Consider the following 18,138-nt stretch of genomic DNA (forward strand, 5'->3'; position numbering starts at 1 on the left):
TAATCATTAATGGTGTAAAGGGTACTGGTACAAATTTATACAGTAAAACAAAAAAGACGCTAATAATATTAAACCAAAGTATTGTTTTCCAAACAAAGCGAAATAACTTTTGACCGAAAGTACGTTTCTTAGTCGCTTTTGTAGTTTTCTTTTTAGGAGTAGTTTTTTTTACCATACGCTATATTAATTCTGCTAATTCTTTTCCTACTAAGCTTCCAATTGCTACTCCCATGCCCCCTAAACGCACACCACAATACACGTTATTAGACAGTTGTTTTACAATTGGTTTCTTTTGATTTCCCACTCCCATTATACCACTCCATCGATGATCGATTTCAAAAGATGTATGAGGCAAAATTACATTTTTTAACAATAGCTCCAACTGGTCTTGAATAATTTTTGTTTGCGTAAGTTCTGTAGTGGTTTCCCCTTCAAAATCAAGATTTCTTCCACCTCCAAAAAGAATACGATTACCAATATTTCTAAAATAATAATACCCTTCATCCAAGTGAAAAGTTCCTGTAATATGAAGATTTTGAATTGGCTTTGTAATAAGCACTTGAGCTCTTGCTGGTTGCAATTCATTTTTTGTTAATGTAGCAGCAAAGCCATTGGTTGCAAATAATAGTTTTTGAGTTATAAATGAAATTGCGTTCGTTTGTACTTCTACCTTATCATTTAAATCTTCATAAGAAAGTAATTCCTGTTGATTTAAAATCAAGATATCATTTTTTATGGCTTCTTTTAATAAAGCTTGCATCATATTACCTGTATCTATTTGTCCTTCAAAAGGGTTATAAATTAGGTTTTCTACAATCAAATTAAAATTAAAATTGTCTTGTTTCTTTATAAAAACATTTGATTTTAATAATGGCTTTAATAAACTATTTATAAAGGGTATTTTTTGAACACATTCTTCATAAAAGGCTTCATTTTCTTTTAAGAATAGTTCATAACCGCCATAATTTTTATAATCTAAAATAGCATCTCCTAATCTATTCCTTAGCAATTGTAACCCTGAAACTCTTTTTTGAATTAATTGGATAACTTCTTCTTCAGTATGATATTTTAAATCATGAATTATTTCAGATATACTCCCAAAACAAGCAAATCCAGCATTTTTGGTACTGGCACCTTGCGGTAACATTCCTTTTTCTAATATTAAAATTTTCGATTTAGGAAACCTTCCTCTTATATACAAAGCACAATGTAACCCTACAATTCCGCTTCCTACAATAGTATAATCAACATTGGTAAACCAATTTTTTAATTCCCAATAACTAAACATTATGTTGTTTGATTTGCATTAGAATTTCTAGATTTTATCGCTTTCATTACTAAAGGAAATGTAGTAACACCAATTAAGATGAGAATTATTTTTTCAATATGCTCTTTTAAATCTATGCCTAATTCGTCTAGAAACATTCCGTATAAATAATGACCAGCAAATACCAGAAAAAAAGACCACATTAAAGAACTCAACACATTATAAAACATAAATTTGGTCTTTTTCATGTGTACAATTCCTGCTATTATAGGGACAAACGTTCTAACAATTGGTAAAAAACGAGCATAAATAATCGCCTTTCCTCCATGTCTTTGAAAAAAATCTTGGGATTGAAGTAAGTATTTTTTCTTAAAAAAGAAACTATCTTCCTTCTTGTACAAAAATTGCCCACTCCTAGCTCCAAACCAATAACCAAACATATTACCCAAAGTAGCAGCACTGGCTATTAATAGAGACAAAATGGTAACATTTGAAAAATCACTAGGGATATAAAAAAAAGTTTGTACTAATTCTCTAGAATAAATTCCAGACAGGAAAAGTAAGCTGTCTCCAGGTAGAAAAAAACCCGCAAACAATCCTGTTTCAGCAAAAACAATGAACAAAACCATATAAATTCCTATTGGAATTCCACCAACCTCCATTGTAATATAAAATTCTGGATTAAAAAGCTTTGTCCAATGAAAATCTTCCATTTTTAAGTTAGTTTATCTACAGATTTTGCAACAACCATAGATACCGCAGCATCTCCGGTTACATTAACTGTGGTTCTACACATATCTAAAGGCCTGTCAATAGCAAAAATTAAGGCCAACCCAGCCTCAGGTATACCCGCTTGGGCTAAAACAATTACCAACATTACCATTCCAGCTCCTGGGACAGCAGCACTACCTATTGAAGCTAAAGTAGCAGTCGCAATGATACCAAGTTGTACTCCAAAACTTAAATCCATTCCAAAAGCTTGCGCTATAAAAACAGCAGCCACCGCTTGATACAAGCTTGTTCCATCCATATTAATTGTAGCTCCAATGGGCAATACAAAACTAGCCACTTCATCATCTACACCCAAGTTATCTACCACGCGTTCCATTGTAACTGGTAATGTAGCTGCTGACGAACTGGTAGAAAAAGCTAATAATTGTGCTGGTGAAATTCCGTTTAAAAAGAAGCTAGGTTTTCTCTTTGTAAATAAGTATACGATTAATAGATAAACGCCTATCATTATAATTAAACCAAAAACAACGCAAATTCCATAAACAGCTAAAGCTTGGAATAAATCGATACTAGGCGATTCTGCTACTAAAGAAGCTAATAAAGCAAAAACACCATAAGGTGCAGCTAGCATTATGATATCAATCATTTTGAGAATTACTTCATTAAAACCATCAAAGAAAGCTTTTACTGGAGCACCAACTTCTTGTGGCACTAATATTAAAGCAATTCCAAAGAATAAGGCAAAAAAGATAACTTGAAGCATGTTACCATTATCTGCAGAAGCTCCTATAATATTACTCGGCACGATATCTTCCAAAGCTTGTAAAGGACCTGCTTCTTTTTGTTTCTCAGCAGAAGCAATTTTAGAATTAGCATCATTTGCATAACCATCAACTAGTTCTTGCCTTGTTTTTTGAGAAATATAACTTCCAGGCTTTACAATATTTACAATTACTAATCCAATTGAAACAGCCAAAATAGTTGTCACAATATACAACCCTATTGTTCTTCCTCCCATTTTTGAAAGTTTCGAAATATCTTTCAAATCCGAAACTCCTTTAATTAAAGAAGCCAATATTAATGGAACAGCAATTAACTTTAAAAGATTAATAAAAATATTACCAAAAGGCTTAACCCAATCTACAATTATATCTTTTCCCCAATCAAATTGAATTAAAACAATAGCAAATAAAACCCCAAAAATCATTCCTAGTAAAATTTGCCAATGTAATGCTAATTTCTTCATTTTTACATTCTATTTAAAGATTGTGAAAATACGCATATTTTTCCTAAAAAATTATAAATAAATCATTTTTTAAAACTCTTCAAGTATTATACGACATAAGATTTTTATTAATAAAAACAACTAATCAATGAATTATTTTTTATTATTTAACCATATTTATAGGTAAAATGTAATTTTATTCCATATATATTACATATATTTGGCGTGCTAAAAACAAAACAAATACAAATTATGAAACAAAAATTCTTTTTAATTGCCCTCATGGCAATTAGTAGTCTCTCTTTTGGGCAAAAGGGAGATTCTTTTTGGGTAACCACTCAGAAAAAGGCGAATTCGGAAGTGGTTGCTAACAAAACAATGATTAAAGATCCTAAACTTTTTTCATTAGATCTCCAAAAAATGAAGCAAAAACTAACAACAACACCTAACAAAGGATCGAGAGCCTCAGAATCAAATGTTGTTTTAGCTTTCCCTAATTCCAAAGGTGTATTAGAAAGTTTTAAAATTGTACAATATTCTAATATGGACGAAGATTTAGCTACAAGATATCCGCAAATTAAATCTTATGTAGGTCAAGGAATTGACAATCCATCTTCAACTATTTATTTCAGTATATCACCTCTTGGTTTACAAGCCATGACACTTCATGCAGATAGAGCTGCAGAGTTTATCGAACCTTATACTAGTGATTTAACAACTTACACAGTTTATAAAAAAACAGATAAAAAAGCAGCATTTTCTAAATTTGAATGTAGTGTAATTGATGAAGTGAGCCACAAAATGTCTCCAGATAATGGTGACGCATTGCGTCCTAATGCAGATGATTCAAAGTTAAGAACTTTCCGTTTAGCAATGTCTGTAACTGGTGAATATACCGCTTATTTTGGTGGAACAAAAGCGAATGCATTGGCAGCAATCAACAATACTATGACACGCGTAAATGGTGTGTTTGAAAAAGATTTTGGTGTAAAACTTGTTTTAATTTCAAATACAGATGCAGTAATTTACACCAATGCATCAACAGATCCATATTCTAATGCGTCAAGTGGCGCTGGAGGAGCCTGGAATAGCGAATTACAATCTACTTTATCATCTGTAATTGGAGAATCAAACTATGATGTAGGTCACTTATTCGGTGCTTCTGGTGGTGGTGGAAATGCGGGTTGTATTGGTTGTGTATGTGTAAATAATCAAAAAGGTAGCGGATACACATCTCCTGCCGATGGAATTCCTTCAGGAGACAACTTCGACATTGATTATGTAGCTCATGAATTAGGACATCAATTTGGTGCAAACCATACATTTTCAATGAACAATGAAGGTACTGGAGCAAATATGGAACCTGGTTCAGGATCAACTATTATGGGATATGCCGGCATTACTAGCCAAGATATCCAACCACATTCTGACGCGTATTTTCACGCTGTAAGCATTCAACAAGTAACTAATAATATTAAAAATAAAACTTGTCCAACAGTCACAAATACTGGAAATTCTGTACCAACTGCAAATGCTGGTCTAGACTATACTATTCCAAAAAGCACTCCTTTTATGTTAACAGGATCCGGTACAGATGCAAACGGAGATGCATTAACTTTCTGCTGGGAGCAATTTGACAACGCGTCATCTTCTCAAACTGGATCAAGTTCTGCAGCAAGTGCTACAAAAACTTCTGGTCCTACATTCAGATCATACACTCCTACCACATCTCCTATTCGTTATTTCCCACAAATGTCTAGAGTTTTAGCTGGAGCAACGACAACTTCAGGCTCTGAAATTACAGTTGAAGCCTTGCCATCTGTTGCAAGAACAATGAATTTTAGATTTACTGTACGTGACAATAGAGCTGGAGGAAGTGCAAATAATAGTGATGATATGATTGTTACTGTAAACAGTACTGCTGGTCCTTTTGCTGTTTCATCACCAAATACTGCAGTTTCTTATGTAGGAAACTCAACTCAAACTATTACTTGGAATGTAGCCGGAACAACTTCAAACGGAGTAAATTGTGCTAATGTTGATATTTTAATTTCTACAAATGGTGGTTCTACTTGGTCTACTCTATTAGCTTCAACGCCCAATGATGGTTCTCAGGCAGTGACAATCCCAAATACACCGTCTTCTCAATGTAGAATAATGGTAAAAGGAACAAATCACATTTTCTTTGATGTTTCAAATACCAACTTTACCATTACCGCTGGATCAGGCAATGACACAACTGCACCTACAACTCCAACAAACTTAACTGCATCTGGAACAACTCAAACTACTACAAACCTTTCTTGGACAGCTTCGACTGACAATGTAGGAGTAACTGGATATAATGTATACCAAGGAGGAACACAAATTGGAACAGCTTCAAGTACAACATATACTGTAACTGGCTTAACACCAGCTACAACTTACAGTTTTACAGTAAGAGCAAAAGATGCTGCAGGAAATTTATCTTCTGCAAGCAATACTGCTACTGTTACAACTTTAACAGGTACAACAGACCCAACGTATTGCTCTAGTAAAGGAAATACTGTATCTGACGAATATATAGGAAGAGTTCAATTAAACACAATCAACAACACTTCTACTGGAAATAATGGTTATTCAGACTTTACAAGCATTTCTACAAGTTTAAATAAAGGAACTTCATACACCCTAACAGTCACTCCTACATGGACAGGAACTGTCTATAGTGAAGGTTATGCTGCTTGGATTGATTATAATAAAGATGGTGATTTTGATGATTCAGGAGAATTAGTTTGGAGTAAAGCAGCAAGCACAACTAGTCCAGTAACAGGAAGTTTTACAATTCCTTCGACAGCCACAAATGGTGCAACAAGAATGAGAATCTCTATGAAATATAATGGAATTCCTACTTCTTGTGAAACTTTCTCATATGGTGAAGTAGAAGATTATACAATAAATATTGTAGCTGGTTCTGCAGACACAACAGCACCTTCCGCTCCAACATTATCAGCTTCAGGAACAACACAAACAACAACCAACTTATCTTGGACAGTTTCTACCGACAATGTAGGCGTAACTGGATATGATGTATTTAGAGGTACAACACTTATTGGAAGCACCACAACTACAAGAACTTTAGCAGTTAGTGGATTAACTCCTTCTACTACTTATCCTTTCTCAGTAAAAGCTAAAGATGCTGCAGGAAATGTTTCAGCTTCAAGCAATGTTGTTAATGTAACTACACTTGCTAATACTGTAACTTATTGTAGTTCTCAAGGTAACAATACTAATGATGAAAGAATTGCTCGCGTGGTATATGGAAGCATCAACAATGCATCTACTGGAACAGCTGGCTATGAAGATTTCACTTCCTTATCTACAAATGTTACAAGAGGAACTTCTCAAACAATCACTATCACTCCATTATGGACTGGAACAATCTATAACGAAGGATATGCTGTATGGATTGATTTCAATCAAGATGGCGATTTTAATGATTCTGGGGAACTCGTATATTCAAGATCAGCTTCAAAAACAACACCTATTAGCGGTACAATTTCTATACCATCAAGTGCAAATTTAGGAGCAACTAGAATGAGAGTTTCAATGAAGTATAACGGTATACCATCAACTTGTGAAACATTTACTTACGGACAAGTTGAAGACTATACTGTAAACATCACTTCATCAGGTAAAGAAGAGAATACATTCGTAGCTCAACCAGAGATTACATTATACCCTAATCCAACTTCATCACTATTAAATATAACTTCTGTTAGTGATAAAGCTACTTTTAGAGTATATAGTTTAGTTGGACAAAATGTATTAAACGGTAGAATTACTAATGAGTCTATTGATGTAACTTCATTACCTGCTGGAAATTATATTATAGAAATTTTAGACAGCGAAACAACTATAAGCAAACGCTTTATCAAACAATAATTTTAAAATATCTATTTACAGAAAAGACCTTCAAATTGAAGGTCTTTTCTATTTTATGAATTTCTAAACGTCTATTTCTTTAAAAATAACTAATTTTAGACTTTATAAAAAAGCAAACACAATGAAAAAAATAGCTTTAATATTGATTAGCATGGCAGGAATTGCAGCAAACGGACAAGAAGTAATGACTCCAGAATTACTGTGGAAACTAGGACGTATTTCTCCTTTAGGGATTTCGAAAGATGGAAAAAACATTATTTATAAGGTAAGTACTCCATCAATAGAAGACAACAAGTCTAGTTCTGAGTTTTATAGCGTTCCGATTACTGGAGGAAAAGCAAATATCATCAAAAACCACCAAGATTTAATTACAGATAAAAACCAAAATGGCCAATGGGTTTTAAGTGACAAAGAAGTCAAAATAGATAAAGTACATGGAAAAGATTTTTATCCTGAATTAGAAAAAAGTGATGTTCAAATTTTTAATGCGTTAGATTATCGTCATTGGGATACCTATAACGATGGACAACACAATCATGTAATCCTTACCAATGATAAAAAAGAAGAAATTGATATTCTTTCAAATGAACCTTTCGATTGTCCCCAAAAACCTTTTGGAGGTGATGAGGATTACATTTGGTCACCAGATGGCTCAAAAGTAATTTATGTCTGTAAAAAGAAAATAGGAACTGATTACGCAACCAGCACCAATACCGATTTATATGAATACAATATAGATACTAAAGCAACAACAAATCTTACCGAGAAAAATTTAGGATATGATGTTGCTCCTCAATTTTCTCCTTCAGGTGATTTATCATGGTTGCAAATGAAAAGAGACGGTTATGAAGCTGACAAAAATGACATTATTGTACGACATAAAGGATTAGATATTAATCTTACAGCTAGCTGGGATGGAACTGTAGATAGTTTTTTATGGAGCAAAGACAATAAAAAAGTTTATTTTTTAGCTCCAGTAGATGGGACAAAACAATTATTTGAAGTTAATTTTCCTGGTTTAACTAAAATAGCTGTTAGAGTAAATCAAATTACGGAAGGGCAATTCGATGTTAATCAAATCATTGACTTTCAAGATGATGTGGTTTTAGTAACCAGAAGCGACATGAATCATGCCAATGAAATTTTTAGTTATAACATAAAAAAGAAAAGCTGGAATCAAATAACTAATATAAACACAGATACCTATTCTAAATTAAGTCTACCAAAAGTAGAAAAAAGAATAGTAAAAACTACAGACGGCAAAGACATGCTAGTTTGGGTAATTTTACCTCCTAATTTTGATGCTTCCAAAAAATACCCTACTCTATTGTATTGTCAAGGCGGTCCTCAAGGAGCTTTATCACAATTCTATTCTTTTAGATGGAATTTCCAAGTGATGGCATCACAAGGCTATGTTGTTGTAGCCCCAAATAGAAGAGGCATGCCAGGTCATGGGGTAGCATGGAATGAACAAATTAGTAAAGATTGGGGTGGTCAAGTAATGGATGACTACTTAAGTGCTATTGATGATGTAGCCAAAGAAAATTATGTAGACAAATCGAGGTTAGGAGCAGTAGGTGCAAGTTATGGAGGATATTCAGTATTCTATTTAGCTGGTATTCATAAAAAACGTTTTAAAACATTTATTGCCCACGCAGGAATTTTTAACACTCAAAGCATGTATGGTACTACAGAAGAAGTTTTTTTTACGAATTGGGATATGGGCGGTGCATACTGGGAAAAAGAAAATAAATTAGCTCAAAAATCTTATACAGATTTTAATCCCATTACATTAGTAAACAATTGGGACACTCCTATTTTTATTATTCAAGGCGCAAAAGATTATCGTGTACCAATGGGACAAAGTCAAGAAGCATTTCAAGCCGCTCAATTAAAAGGAATTAAAAGCAGGTTTATGTTATTCCCTGAAGAAAATCATTGGATATTAAAACCTCAAAATGGTTTAGTTTGGCAAAGAGAATTTTTCAAATGGTTAAAAGAAACATTATAATTATACACACAAAAAAGGCTATAATTTACTAGATAAGACCATAAAAAAACTCCCAAAAATTGGGAGTTTTTTTATTTATTAATCTTCTACTTTTTCTTTCATAACAAAAGTTTCCATAAATTTTGTGGTATAATTTCCAGCAACATAATCTGGCTCATCCATTAATTGTCTATGGAAAGGAATCGTAGTTTTTATTCCTTCAATTACAAATTCATCTAAAGCACGTTTCATTTTGTTAATCGCTTCTTCTCTTGTTTGAGCCGTAGTTATCAACTTAGCAATCATAGAATCGTAATTTGGCGGAATAGTATATCCTGCGTATACATGTGTATCTAATCGCACTCCATGTCCGCCAGGTGAATGTAAAACGGTTATTTTACCTGGAGAAGGTCTAAAATCATTGTATGGATCTTCTGCATTAATACGACATTCTATAGAGTGTAATTGCGGGAAATAATTTTTTCCTGAAATTGGCACTCCAGCTGCTACTAATATTTGTTCACGAATTAAATCGTAATCAATTACTTGCTCTGTAATTGGGTGTTCAACTTGAATACGCGTATTCATCTCCATAAAATAGAAATTTCTATGCTTATCCACTAAGAACTCTACTGTTCCAGCTCCTTCATATTTAATAAATTCTGATGCTTTAACTGCAGCATCACCCATTTTATTACGAAGTTCATCTGTCATGAATGGAGAAGGTGTTTCTTCAGTTAATTTTTGATGTCTTCTTTGTACCGAACAATCTCTTTCAGAAAGATGACATGCTTTACCAAAAGAATCCCCTATAACTTGAATTTCAATATGCCTAGGTTCTTCAATTAATTTTTCCATGTACATTCCATCATTACCAAAAGCAGCACCTGCTTCTTGACGTGCACTTTCCCAAGCTTTTAAAAGGTCTTCAGGTTTCCAAACAGCCCTCATACCTTTTCCACCACCTCCAGCAGTTGCCTTCAACATTACTGGATAACCCATTTCTTTGGCAATTTCCTGAGCTTGCTCAAAAGATTCTAATATCCCATCTGAACCTGGAACACAAGGAACACCAGCCGCTTTCATAGTTGCTTTAGCAGTTGCTTTGTCTCCCATTTTATCAATCATATCGGCAGAAGCACCAATAAATTTGATTCCATGTTCTTCACATATTTTAGAAAATTTAGCATTTTCCGACAAGAAACCATATCCAGGATGGATTGCATCTGCATTAGTAATTTCAGCAGCAGCAATAATATTAGACATTTTTAAATAAGATAGGTTACTTGGAGGAGGTCCAATACAAACAGCCTCATCTGCAAAACGCACATGTAAACTATCTGCATCTGCTGTAGAATAAACCGCTACAGTCTTGATTCCCATCTCTTTACAGGTTCTAATTACACGTAATGCAATTTCACCTCTATTAGCTATTAATATTTTTTTAAACATATTCTTTACATTAGACAATTAGACAAAGTGTCAATTAGACCAGGAAAGGAAGAAAGAAAATTTTTCTAACTTCTAACTCTAATTTCTAACTCATTTATGATGGATCAACTAAGAATAATGGTTGATCAAACTCTACTGGTGAAGAATCGTCTACTAGAATTTTAACGATTTTACCTGAAACTTCAGATTCAATTTCGTTAAATAATTTCATTGCTTCAATTACACAAACCACATCACCTTTAGAAATAGTACTTCCCACTTCAACAAACACAGGCTTGTCTGGTGCAGGTTTTCTGTAAAAAGTTCCTATAATTGGAGATTTTATAGTAATATATTTTGATGTATCTTCTCCCTCTTTTGAAGTTGGAGTAACCGCTGGAGCTGTTGGCGCAACTGGTTGATTTGCTGGAGCTTGCGGCAAGGCATTTGAAACTGGTACTTGCTGAACATAAGTAGTAGTACTTTCCGCACCCTCATTAGTAGTTTTAATGGTGATTTTAAAATCGTCCATTTCTAACTTTACTTCGGTAGCTCCTGATTTTGCTACAAATTTAATTAAGTTTTGAATTTCTCTAATATCCATACTATTTGACATTTGGTTTGGTTTGTTATTTTTTATTATATGCCCATTTTAAATAGATAGCTCCCCAAGTGAAACCACCTCCAAAGGCTGCAAAAATAATATTATCTCCTTTTTTTAATTGATCTTCAAAATCAGACAACAATAAGGGTAAAGTTGCAGAAGTGGTATTCCCATATCTATGGATATTTACCAAAACTTTAGACTCGTCAACACCCATTCTATTTGCTGTAGCATCAATAATTCTTTTATTAGCTTGATGTGCAACTAACCAATTCACATCATCATGTGTTAATTGATTTCTTTCCATTATTTTCTCACTTACATCAGCCATTCCTGAAACTGCATATTTAAAAACTGTTTTTCCATCTTGAAAAACAAAATGCTGTTTGTTTTTTACTGTTTCTTCTGTAGGAGGTAAAATTGAACCACCTGCTTCTATTTTAAGAAATTCTCTACCCACTCCATCGCTTCTTAAAATTTCATCTTGAAGCCCTAAACCTTCTTCATTAGGTTCAAACAAAACTGCTCCACCTCCATCACCAAAAATGATACAAGTAGCACGATCTGTATAATCGATAATAGAGGACATTTTATCTGCACCTATTAACAAAACCTTTTTATATTTTCCTGATTGTATATAAGCTGAAGCGGTAGACATTCCATATAGAAAACTGGAACAAGCAGCTTGTAAGTCGTAAGCAAAAGCATTAGTAGCTCCAATCTGAGTGGCTACATACACTCCTGTAGATGCAACTGGCATATCTGGAGTAGCCGTTGCCATAATTACCAAATCAATTTCTTTTGGGTCGATATTTGCTTTTTCAATTAAATTTTGAGCAGCTTTAATCGCCAAAAAGGAAGTTCCTTGTCCTTCTTCTTTAAGGATTCTTCTTTCTTTTATTCCTGTTCTAGTTGTAATCCATTCATCATTGGTTTCAACCATTTGTTCTAATACTTGATTAGACAAAACATAATCAGGAACATATGAGCCAATTGCTGTTATTGCGGCTGTAATTTTATTCATAAAAATAATTTTTCTTTTTTAAAAATTACTTAATAAAAAAGTGTTTGAAATTACAAAAAAAAAATCAAACCTAAGTAAAATAGAGCTTTTAATATAAAAAAAGTATATTAACAAAAAAACTCTCACCTTGTGAGAGTTTTTCTCTATTTCTTTAAAGCGATTAAGCTACTGCTTCTGCTTTATCAATTACTACTTGACCTCTGTAGTACATTTTACCTTCATGCCAGTAAGCTCTATGGTATAAATGTGCTTCACCTGTAACAGGACATGTTGCAATTTGAGGAACAGACGCTTTATAGTGCGTTCTTCTCTTGTCTCTTCTCGTTTTCGAGGTTTTTCTCTTAGGATGTGCCATTTTACTATATTATTTATCCGTTAATAGTTTTTTTAAATCTTCCCACCTTGGGTCAATATTTTTATCTTCTCCTTCTTCCTTGTCTAATCTTGGAGATAATTCATCTAACTTGTTTAAAACATCTGTTTTTAAAGTTCCATCTTTAACACCAGGATGTATTCTTTTAGCAGGAACAGAAAGCACAATCATTTCATAAATGTACTGTGAAACATCTAGTTGAAATTCACCATGTGGCAAAATAAGCAACTCTTCATTCTCATCATTAAATGATTCTCCAAAATTCACAATTAATCTTAATTTCCCTTTTATTGGCAAATCAAATGGTTCATTTGTGATATCACAAGGCACATTAACAATTCCTTTATGCTTAAAATTCAATTCAAGCATATTGCTTTTCTTCTCCAAAATCAAATTTACTTTAACATCTACACTATTAAAGTCTTCAAAATTAAAGTGCCCAAAGAACGAATTATCTAATTGATATTCAAACTGATGCTTCCCTATTTTTAATCCAGAAAACTGAACTAAATATGCTTTTAAATTTTTCATAACAACAGTCAACCTTTCTTTAAGGGGTTGCAAAGATATAAAATTATTATAAAATCAAACACGTTATAAACATTTTTTTGTTTACAACTAATTTTGTTTTGCTTTTAAAGGTCTTTTTGTAAGTTCCTGATATTCATTTCTATTCCTATAAATATCTAACGCTAAATATACCGCTTCTTTGAAGGAGTCGTATTTAGCGATATTTTTTCCAGCAATCTCATATGCAGTACCATGGTCTGGTGATGTCCTAATTCGATTTAGACCAGCTGTAAAATTTACACCATTACCAAAAGATAATGTCTTAAAAGGAATTAAACCTTGATCATGGTACATTGCTAAAATAGCATCGTACTTTTCATGTTGTAAAGAACCGAAAAAACTATCAGAAGCGTATGGACCAAAAATCATCTTGCCAGAATCAAACATTTTTTTTACCGCTGGTTTAATTATATTCTCTTCTTCTGTACCAATAACCCCATTATCGCCACTATGCGGATTTAAACCCAAAACAGCCACTTTAGGTCTTACAACACCAAAATCTTCTTGTAAACTTTTAAGAATAATATCTACTTTTCTTTCCAACAACTCCTCAGTTAAGTGATTAGAAATCTCATTTACAGGAATATGATCCGTAAGCAAACCTATTCTTAATTTATCGTGCACCATCAACATTAAAGCATTACCAGACAATTCCTTATCTAAATAATCTGTATGCCCAGGAAATTTAAAATCCTCAGATTGAATATTATACTTATTAATAGGCGCAGTAACTAATATGTCTATATTTTTTTCTTTCAAGGCCTTAGTAGCCGACTGAAAAGACCTAACAGCATATTTTCCTACCACCTCATCATTCTTCCCAAATTCCAAATTCACACCTTCTTTCCAAACATTTAAAACATTTATTTTTCCTAAAACAACTTGATCTAAATTATCAATCCCGTGTAAACTAGAATCTAAATGCAAATTCTTTTTCAGAAAAGACATGATTTTTACATTTGCAAAAATAACTGGAGTACAAAGCTCTAACATTCGATTATCTTCAAATGTTTTCAAAACCACCTCTGGACCAATACCATTTAAATCACCTATAGATACCCCTACAATTATATTTTCTGCCTTTTTAACCATAACTAGTTAGATTTATTGCTTACTTTTGAACCACAAATTTAGTAAAATAAATCAGTTATGTTCACAGGTATTATTGAAACATTAGGAAGTGTTGTTGAAATTATCCAAGAAAAGGAAAATATACATTTAAAAATAGCATCTAGCATTACCAATGAGCTAAAAATCGACCAAAGCGTTGCTCATAATGGTATTTGCTTAACTGTTGTAGCAATTGAAGACGCAATATATACAGTTACTGCTATTAAAGAAACAATTGAAAAAACGAATATTGCTTCTTGGAAAACTAATGATATTATTAATTTAGAAAGAGCCATGAAACTAGGCGATCGTCTTGACGGTCATATTGTTCAAGGACATGTGGATCAAATAGGAATATGCAAAGAAACAAAAGAAGCAAATGGTAGTTGGTATTTTACATTTGAATATAATAAAAACTTACAAAACATTACCATTGAAAAAGGATCTATAACCATTAATGGAACCAGTCTTACCGTTATAAATTCAAAGCTAAATGAATTTTCGGTAGCCATAATTCCATATACATACGAAAACACCAATTTTAAAAATTTTAAAGTGGGTACCGTTGTTAATTTAGAATTTGATGTTATTGGAAAATATGTAAAAAGAATACAAGATTTAAGGATTTAAAACCTTAACAATTCTAAACCCTTCTTACTTTAAATTTTCTTATCAGATAAAAACCAAGCAATAATCCAACAAAAATCATAGCAACAACAGTATTGTTAATAGGCAATCCAGGTGGTGGAGTTGGCGGTGGAGGCGGTGGTGTCGAATCAGAAAAAACATTCTGAAAAGACATCAAAACCAATAAAAGAATTAGTCTTTTGTTCATCATAATCTTCATTAGGTTACAAAAATATAAACTTTTTCTAATTTTGAAAGAAATTGTTCATTAATATTCAATGAATAAATTGAGGCCAATCATTTTATCAGTTACGAAAATATAAATATTTCTGTATTAAACAATTTTTTTTAAACAAAAACTTTTAAAATTATTTTTCTTATAAAAACAAAATAGCCTTATATATAAGGCTATTTTGTTTTATTGTGGTCCCACCTGGGCTCGAACCAGGGACCACCTGATTATGAGTCAGGTGCTCTAACCAACTGAGCTATAGGACCAGTTAATCTTTTTAAGCTTTACAAAGTACTATAATCCTTGTAAACCTTTATTTTTATTGTGGGTGCAATATTACTACTTATTTTTAATTCAACAAAACGTTTTTAAAAAATTATTTCATTTGTTTTCACTTTTTTACTCTTTTTTATCAATAATCTTGCACCTATATTGCACCTATATTGTACCTGTATAATTTCAATATTAAAGGAATAATTTTAATTTTATTCTAGTAATATTATTCTTAATTGGTAAATGAATAATTAATCTGAAATTAAAATTTCAGCATCTTTGTAAATATAAAATTGTTATCATTTTTTTCTAAAGAATACTCAATATAATTATAATCAATAAATACTGCTGTTTTCTTAAAACTTACTGACCTAAACTTAGTTAAATAAAGGCCTATTCTTAATTCTTCAAAATCTTTTAGATAAATAAAAACACAATAAACAAAGTTCTGTCCATCTTCCACAAAAGCAATCTCTCTATTACTTCCTAAATTATATTTATGATAAGTCAATTTTACATTCTCAACAGATGATTTGGAAATTTTACCAGAATTAAAATTTTTATCTATATAATCATCAATATTCTTACTCGATGTTAATTCTTTATAACATCATAATTTGTAACATCCTGACAATATATTTTTAAGCTAATAAATAAAAATGTTATTAAAATAGTTTTCATAATATAGAATTTTTAATTGCGTTATTAATTAGGTTCTGAAGTAAATCTCATTTATCAATGAAATCTTTTTCAATGGTCTTGACCAAATCAAGATTATTTTGATAGAGTTCTGTAAGTTCTTTCAAAGTATTACATTCAATTACTTTTACTTTGAGTTCTTCTTTTGTCATGGTACTATTACACCAATTCAAGATTTTCTTTCCTATTTGTGTATTAATGATAAATTGAGGTTTACCTTCAAATAATAAAGTTCTATCCTTACTTGAGGCAGCAAAATATTTACTATCAATGTCAAACACAATTGTAAATTCATAGCTAATCTCATCCCTTTGTATAGCTTTTAAACCTACTTTTTCAGGAACCATTTTACCATTCTTCTCAGATAAAACATAATCTTGTTTCACTCTCATAGTTGCTATAATATGAGAATTACTATTGAGCAGTTTATCTACAAAAGCTTTTTGTCTTGGTGTTATTTTACTCCAATTAGCAAAAGAGTTACCAGCAAGAGAAGAATGGTAATCAAGTAGAAAATCCCAGCAATGTGAAATTGAATCTAAAATGATTACTTCCATACCTGCTTTTTCACAAACTTCAATTGCTTCAATATACCTCTCAGGTGGATGTGGATTATCTAATGGAAGTACATTGAATTTTCCTAAGTTAGCATACAAGTCAGCACTTCCATTTTCTGTATCAATAATAGCAACTTTATTAAGGTTCCCATTTGTTAATCCTTATGCAATTAATATTGCACTCATAGTTTTTCCTGAACCACTTGGCTCTTGTAAAGCCATCTTTATTTTGGCTTTACTTCTTTGTGATTTTCTTAATTGCATATTTAAATTTTGATTAATAAAAAACCAATAGATAATCGATTATTTTTTTAAGATTTTTTACAGAATATCTGTAATTATTTAACTTTAGTATTCTTTATTTTTATGTGAACTTAAATTCTTATTTATGAAAAAATTCTTTTTAATTAATGCAGCTTTTTCATTATGTCTTTTTAGCTGTACAAGTAGTGGAGATTCAAACAATGAATAAAGAAGAACAATTATCTAATATTAGTACTTCTCAATCAAAACATAATTTGATTATGAGATCTTCAAACGATTTAGATGAGCAAACAAAGGAAGCATTAAATATTTCTGATTTTTATAAAAGTGAAAGTCAAGAAACTGTTAATTTCATCAATGCACTAGATTCACAGAACATTAATATTAGTAACTTAAACTATGATGATATTAACTTAATGACTTTTTCAAATCTTGAAGTTGAACTGTATTCTGTTTCAATAAAAAATTCATCAGAAAAACTACTTGCTTATAAATTTGAAGATAATTATGCTGTTTTAAAATCAAAGGATAATAATGGATTTGTAGATATAAAAACTATTGATAATAATAATTTCATTAATACTTCATATATAATTAATGAAAGTAATAACAAATTAAACGTAAATCAAATATTTGATAATTCTGTTGTCAATACTTTCAGTAATAATGTTTATGATGTTCTTTATTCTAAAAGACAAGCAAGCAGTGAAGAATGTTGTAGACACATGTCATATACAAATTGTGCAAGATGTATAGTTGAAAACATTTACGGGAACAGTTTTTGGTTCATGGTAGGAACTTATTTTGTCCCTGAATTAAGTGCAGCAATGTTAATCTCTTGTATAGGTTCTGGTCCAAATTCTTTTTGCTAAATTAATCAATTATGAAAAAATTAATAATTACAAGAATAAAAAAAATTGCTCCATATTCAATATTCTTTATAGGTATTAGTATCTATTTTTATTTTCAGAAAGAATATGATTTTGCACTTTATTTATTTGTTCCTGGTGTATTACTTGTTATATCATATCTAGTAATAAAAAAAACAAACATTTAATAATAATTCCAAAAAATATAAAACTCTTTAAAAAGGCTATCAAATAATTTATTGATAGCCTTTTTTATTAATATAATTAATATAAAACAATAAAAAATAATAATTTAAAAACTCATGACGCAAACCTTGAAATTTCTAGGTTAAATTGAACTATTGGTTCCATAAGTAATTTTTCATTC

At 31.5% G+C, this 18,138-nt stretch carries 15 protein-coding genes, 1 tRNA gene and 1 pseudogene; 4 read left to right on the forward strand and 13 right to left on the reverse strand.

The genetic code is table 11. The features are described from left to right. From CX675_RS20210 to CX675_RS16235, 4 genes and pseudogenes are all read right to left on the reverse strand, one after another. A pseudogene (locus CX675_RS20210) lies at positions 1-175 on the reverse strand (monofunctional biosynthetic peptidoglycan transglycosylase); the annotation flags it as partial. 3 nt (positions 176-178) lie between these two features. Further along, positions 179-1,291 carry an FAD-binding oxidoreductase gene (locus CX675_RS16225; protein WP_130736305.1) on the reverse strand — a complete coding sequence of 371 codons (1,113 nt, stop codon included), beginning with the start codon at positions 1,289-1,291 and terminating at the stop codon, positions 179-181. Beyond that, on the reverse strand, positions 1,288-1,980 hold the full coding sequence (locus CX675_RS16230; RefSeq protein WP_130736306.1) for a DedA family protein: 693 nt from the start codon (positions 1,978-1,980) through the stop codon (positions 1,288-1,290). Before CX675_RS16230 ends, CX675_RS16225 begins: the two co-directional genes overlap by 4 nt. A gap of 2 nt (positions 1,981-1,982) precedes the next feature. After that, entirely contained in the window at positions 1,983-3,245 is a 1,263-nt protein-coding gene (locus CX675_RS16235) for a dicarboxylate/amino acid:cation symporter (RefSeq protein WP_130736307.1), read from the reverse strand. 231 nt (positions 3,246-3,476) lie between these two features. Between CX675_RS16235 and CX675_RS16240 the strand changes: the two genes are divergently transcribed. Both CX675_RS16240 and CX675_RS16245 read left to right on the forward strand, forming a co-directional pair. Then, positions 3,477-7,148 (forward strand): reprolysin-like metallopeptidase, encoded by a 3,672-nt coding sequence (locus CX675_RS16240; RefSeq protein WP_240723669.1) that lies wholly within the window; start codon positions 3,477-3,479, stop codon positions 7,146-7,148. 121 nt (positions 7,149-7,269) lie between these two features. Beyond that, the gene (locus tag CX675_RS16245; RefSeq protein ID WP_130736308.1) at positions 7,270-9,159 is read left to right on the forward strand and encodes a S9 family peptidase; all 1,890 of its coding nucleotides are present in this window, start codon (positions 7,270-7,272) and stop codon (positions 9,157-9,159) included. Between the two features lie 78 nt (positions 9,160-9,237). Here the strand turns inward: CX675_RS16245 and accC are convergent, their stop codons facing one another. The 6 genes from accC to pdxA form a co-directional block, all read right to left on the reverse strand. Continuing rightward, complete coding sequence (gene accC / locus CX675_RS16250; protein WP_130736309.1) at positions 9,238-10,590, reverse strand: acetyl-CoA carboxylase biotin carboxylase subunit; 1,353 nt, start codon at positions 10,588-10,590, stop codon at positions 9,238-9,240. Between the two features lie 94 nt (positions 10,591-10,684). Next, complete coding sequence (gene accB, locus CX675_RS16255) at positions 10,685-11,173, reverse strand: acetyl-CoA carboxylase biotin carboxyl carrier protein (protein WP_130736382.1); 489 nt, start codon at positions 11,171-11,173, stop codon at positions 10,685-10,687. A 25-nt stretch (positions 11,174-11,198) separates the two neighbouring features. Continuing rightward, positions 11,199-12,197 carry a beta-ketoacyl-ACP synthase III gene (locus CX675_RS16260; protein WP_130736310.1) on the reverse strand — a complete coding sequence of 333 codons (999 nt, stop codon included), beginning with the start codon at positions 12,195-12,197 and terminating at the stop codon, positions 11,199-11,201. A 160-nt stretch (positions 12,198-12,357) separates the two neighbouring features. After that, positions 12,358-12,552, reverse strand: a complete 195-nt coding sequence (gene rpmF / locus CX675_RS16265) for a 50S ribosomal protein L32 (protein ID WP_026993360.1) — start codon at positions 12,550-12,552, stop codon at positions 12,358-12,360. Between the two features lie 9 nt (positions 12,553-12,561). Continuing rightward, the gene (locus CX675_RS16270) at positions 12,562-13,101 is read right to left on the reverse strand and encodes a DUF177 domain-containing protein (protein ID WP_130736311.1); all 540 of its coding nucleotides are present in this window, start codon (positions 13,099-13,101) and stop codon (positions 12,562-12,564) included. 87 nt (positions 13,102-13,188) lie between these two features. Then, positions 13,189-14,232: a 4-hydroxythreonine-4-phosphate dehydrogenase PdxA gene (gene pdxA / locus CX675_RS16275; RefSeq protein ID WP_130736312.1), complete on the reverse strand. Its 1,044-nt coding sequence runs from the start codon at positions 14,230-14,232 to the stop codon at positions 13,189-13,191. A gap of 57 nt (positions 14,233-14,289) precedes the next feature. On the opposite strand from pdxA, the gene CX675_RS16280 reads away from it, so the two are divergent. Beyond that, complete coding sequence (locus CX675_RS16280; RefSeq protein WP_130736313.1) at positions 14,290-14,880, forward strand: riboflavin synthase; 591 nt, start codon at positions 14,290-14,292, stop codon at positions 14,878-14,880. 13 nt (positions 14,881-14,893) lie between these two features. Here the strand turns inward: CX675_RS16280 and CX675_RS16285 are convergent, their stop codons facing one another. From CX675_RS16285 to CX675_RS16295, 3 genes are all read right to left on the reverse strand, one after another. Beyond that, positions 14,894-15,085, reverse strand: coding sequence for a hypothetical protein (locus CX675_RS16285; protein ID WP_240723670.1), 192 nt, complete (start codon positions 15,083-15,085; stop codon positions 14,894-14,896). Between the two features lie 216 nt (positions 15,086-15,301). Beyond that, positions 15,302-15,375: transfer RNA gene (locus CX675_RS16290), tRNA-Ile, on the reverse strand. A 735-nt stretch (positions 15,376-16,110) separates the two neighbouring features. Beyond that, positions 16,111-16,737, reverse strand: coding sequence for an AAA family ATPase (locus CX675_RS16295; protein WP_240723671.1), 627 nt, complete (start codon positions 16,735-16,737; stop codon positions 16,111-16,113). A 311-nt stretch (positions 16,738-17,048) separates the two neighbouring features. Here CX675_RS16295 and CX675_RS16300 point away from each other — a divergent pair, with 311 nt between their 5' ends. Continuing rightward, positions 17,049-17,774 carry a hypothetical protein gene (locus CX675_RS16300; protein WP_130736315.1) on the forward strand — a complete coding sequence of 242 codons (726 nt, stop codon included), beginning with the start codon at positions 17,049-17,051 and terminating at the stop codon, positions 17,772-17,774. Positions 17,775-18,138: the final 364 nt, after the last annotated feature.

The sequence above is a fragment of the Flavobacterium sp. J27 genome (assembly GCF_004303025.1).
Lineage (GTDB): Bacteria > Bacteroidota > Bacteroidia > Flavobacteriales > Flavobacteriaceae > Flavobacterium.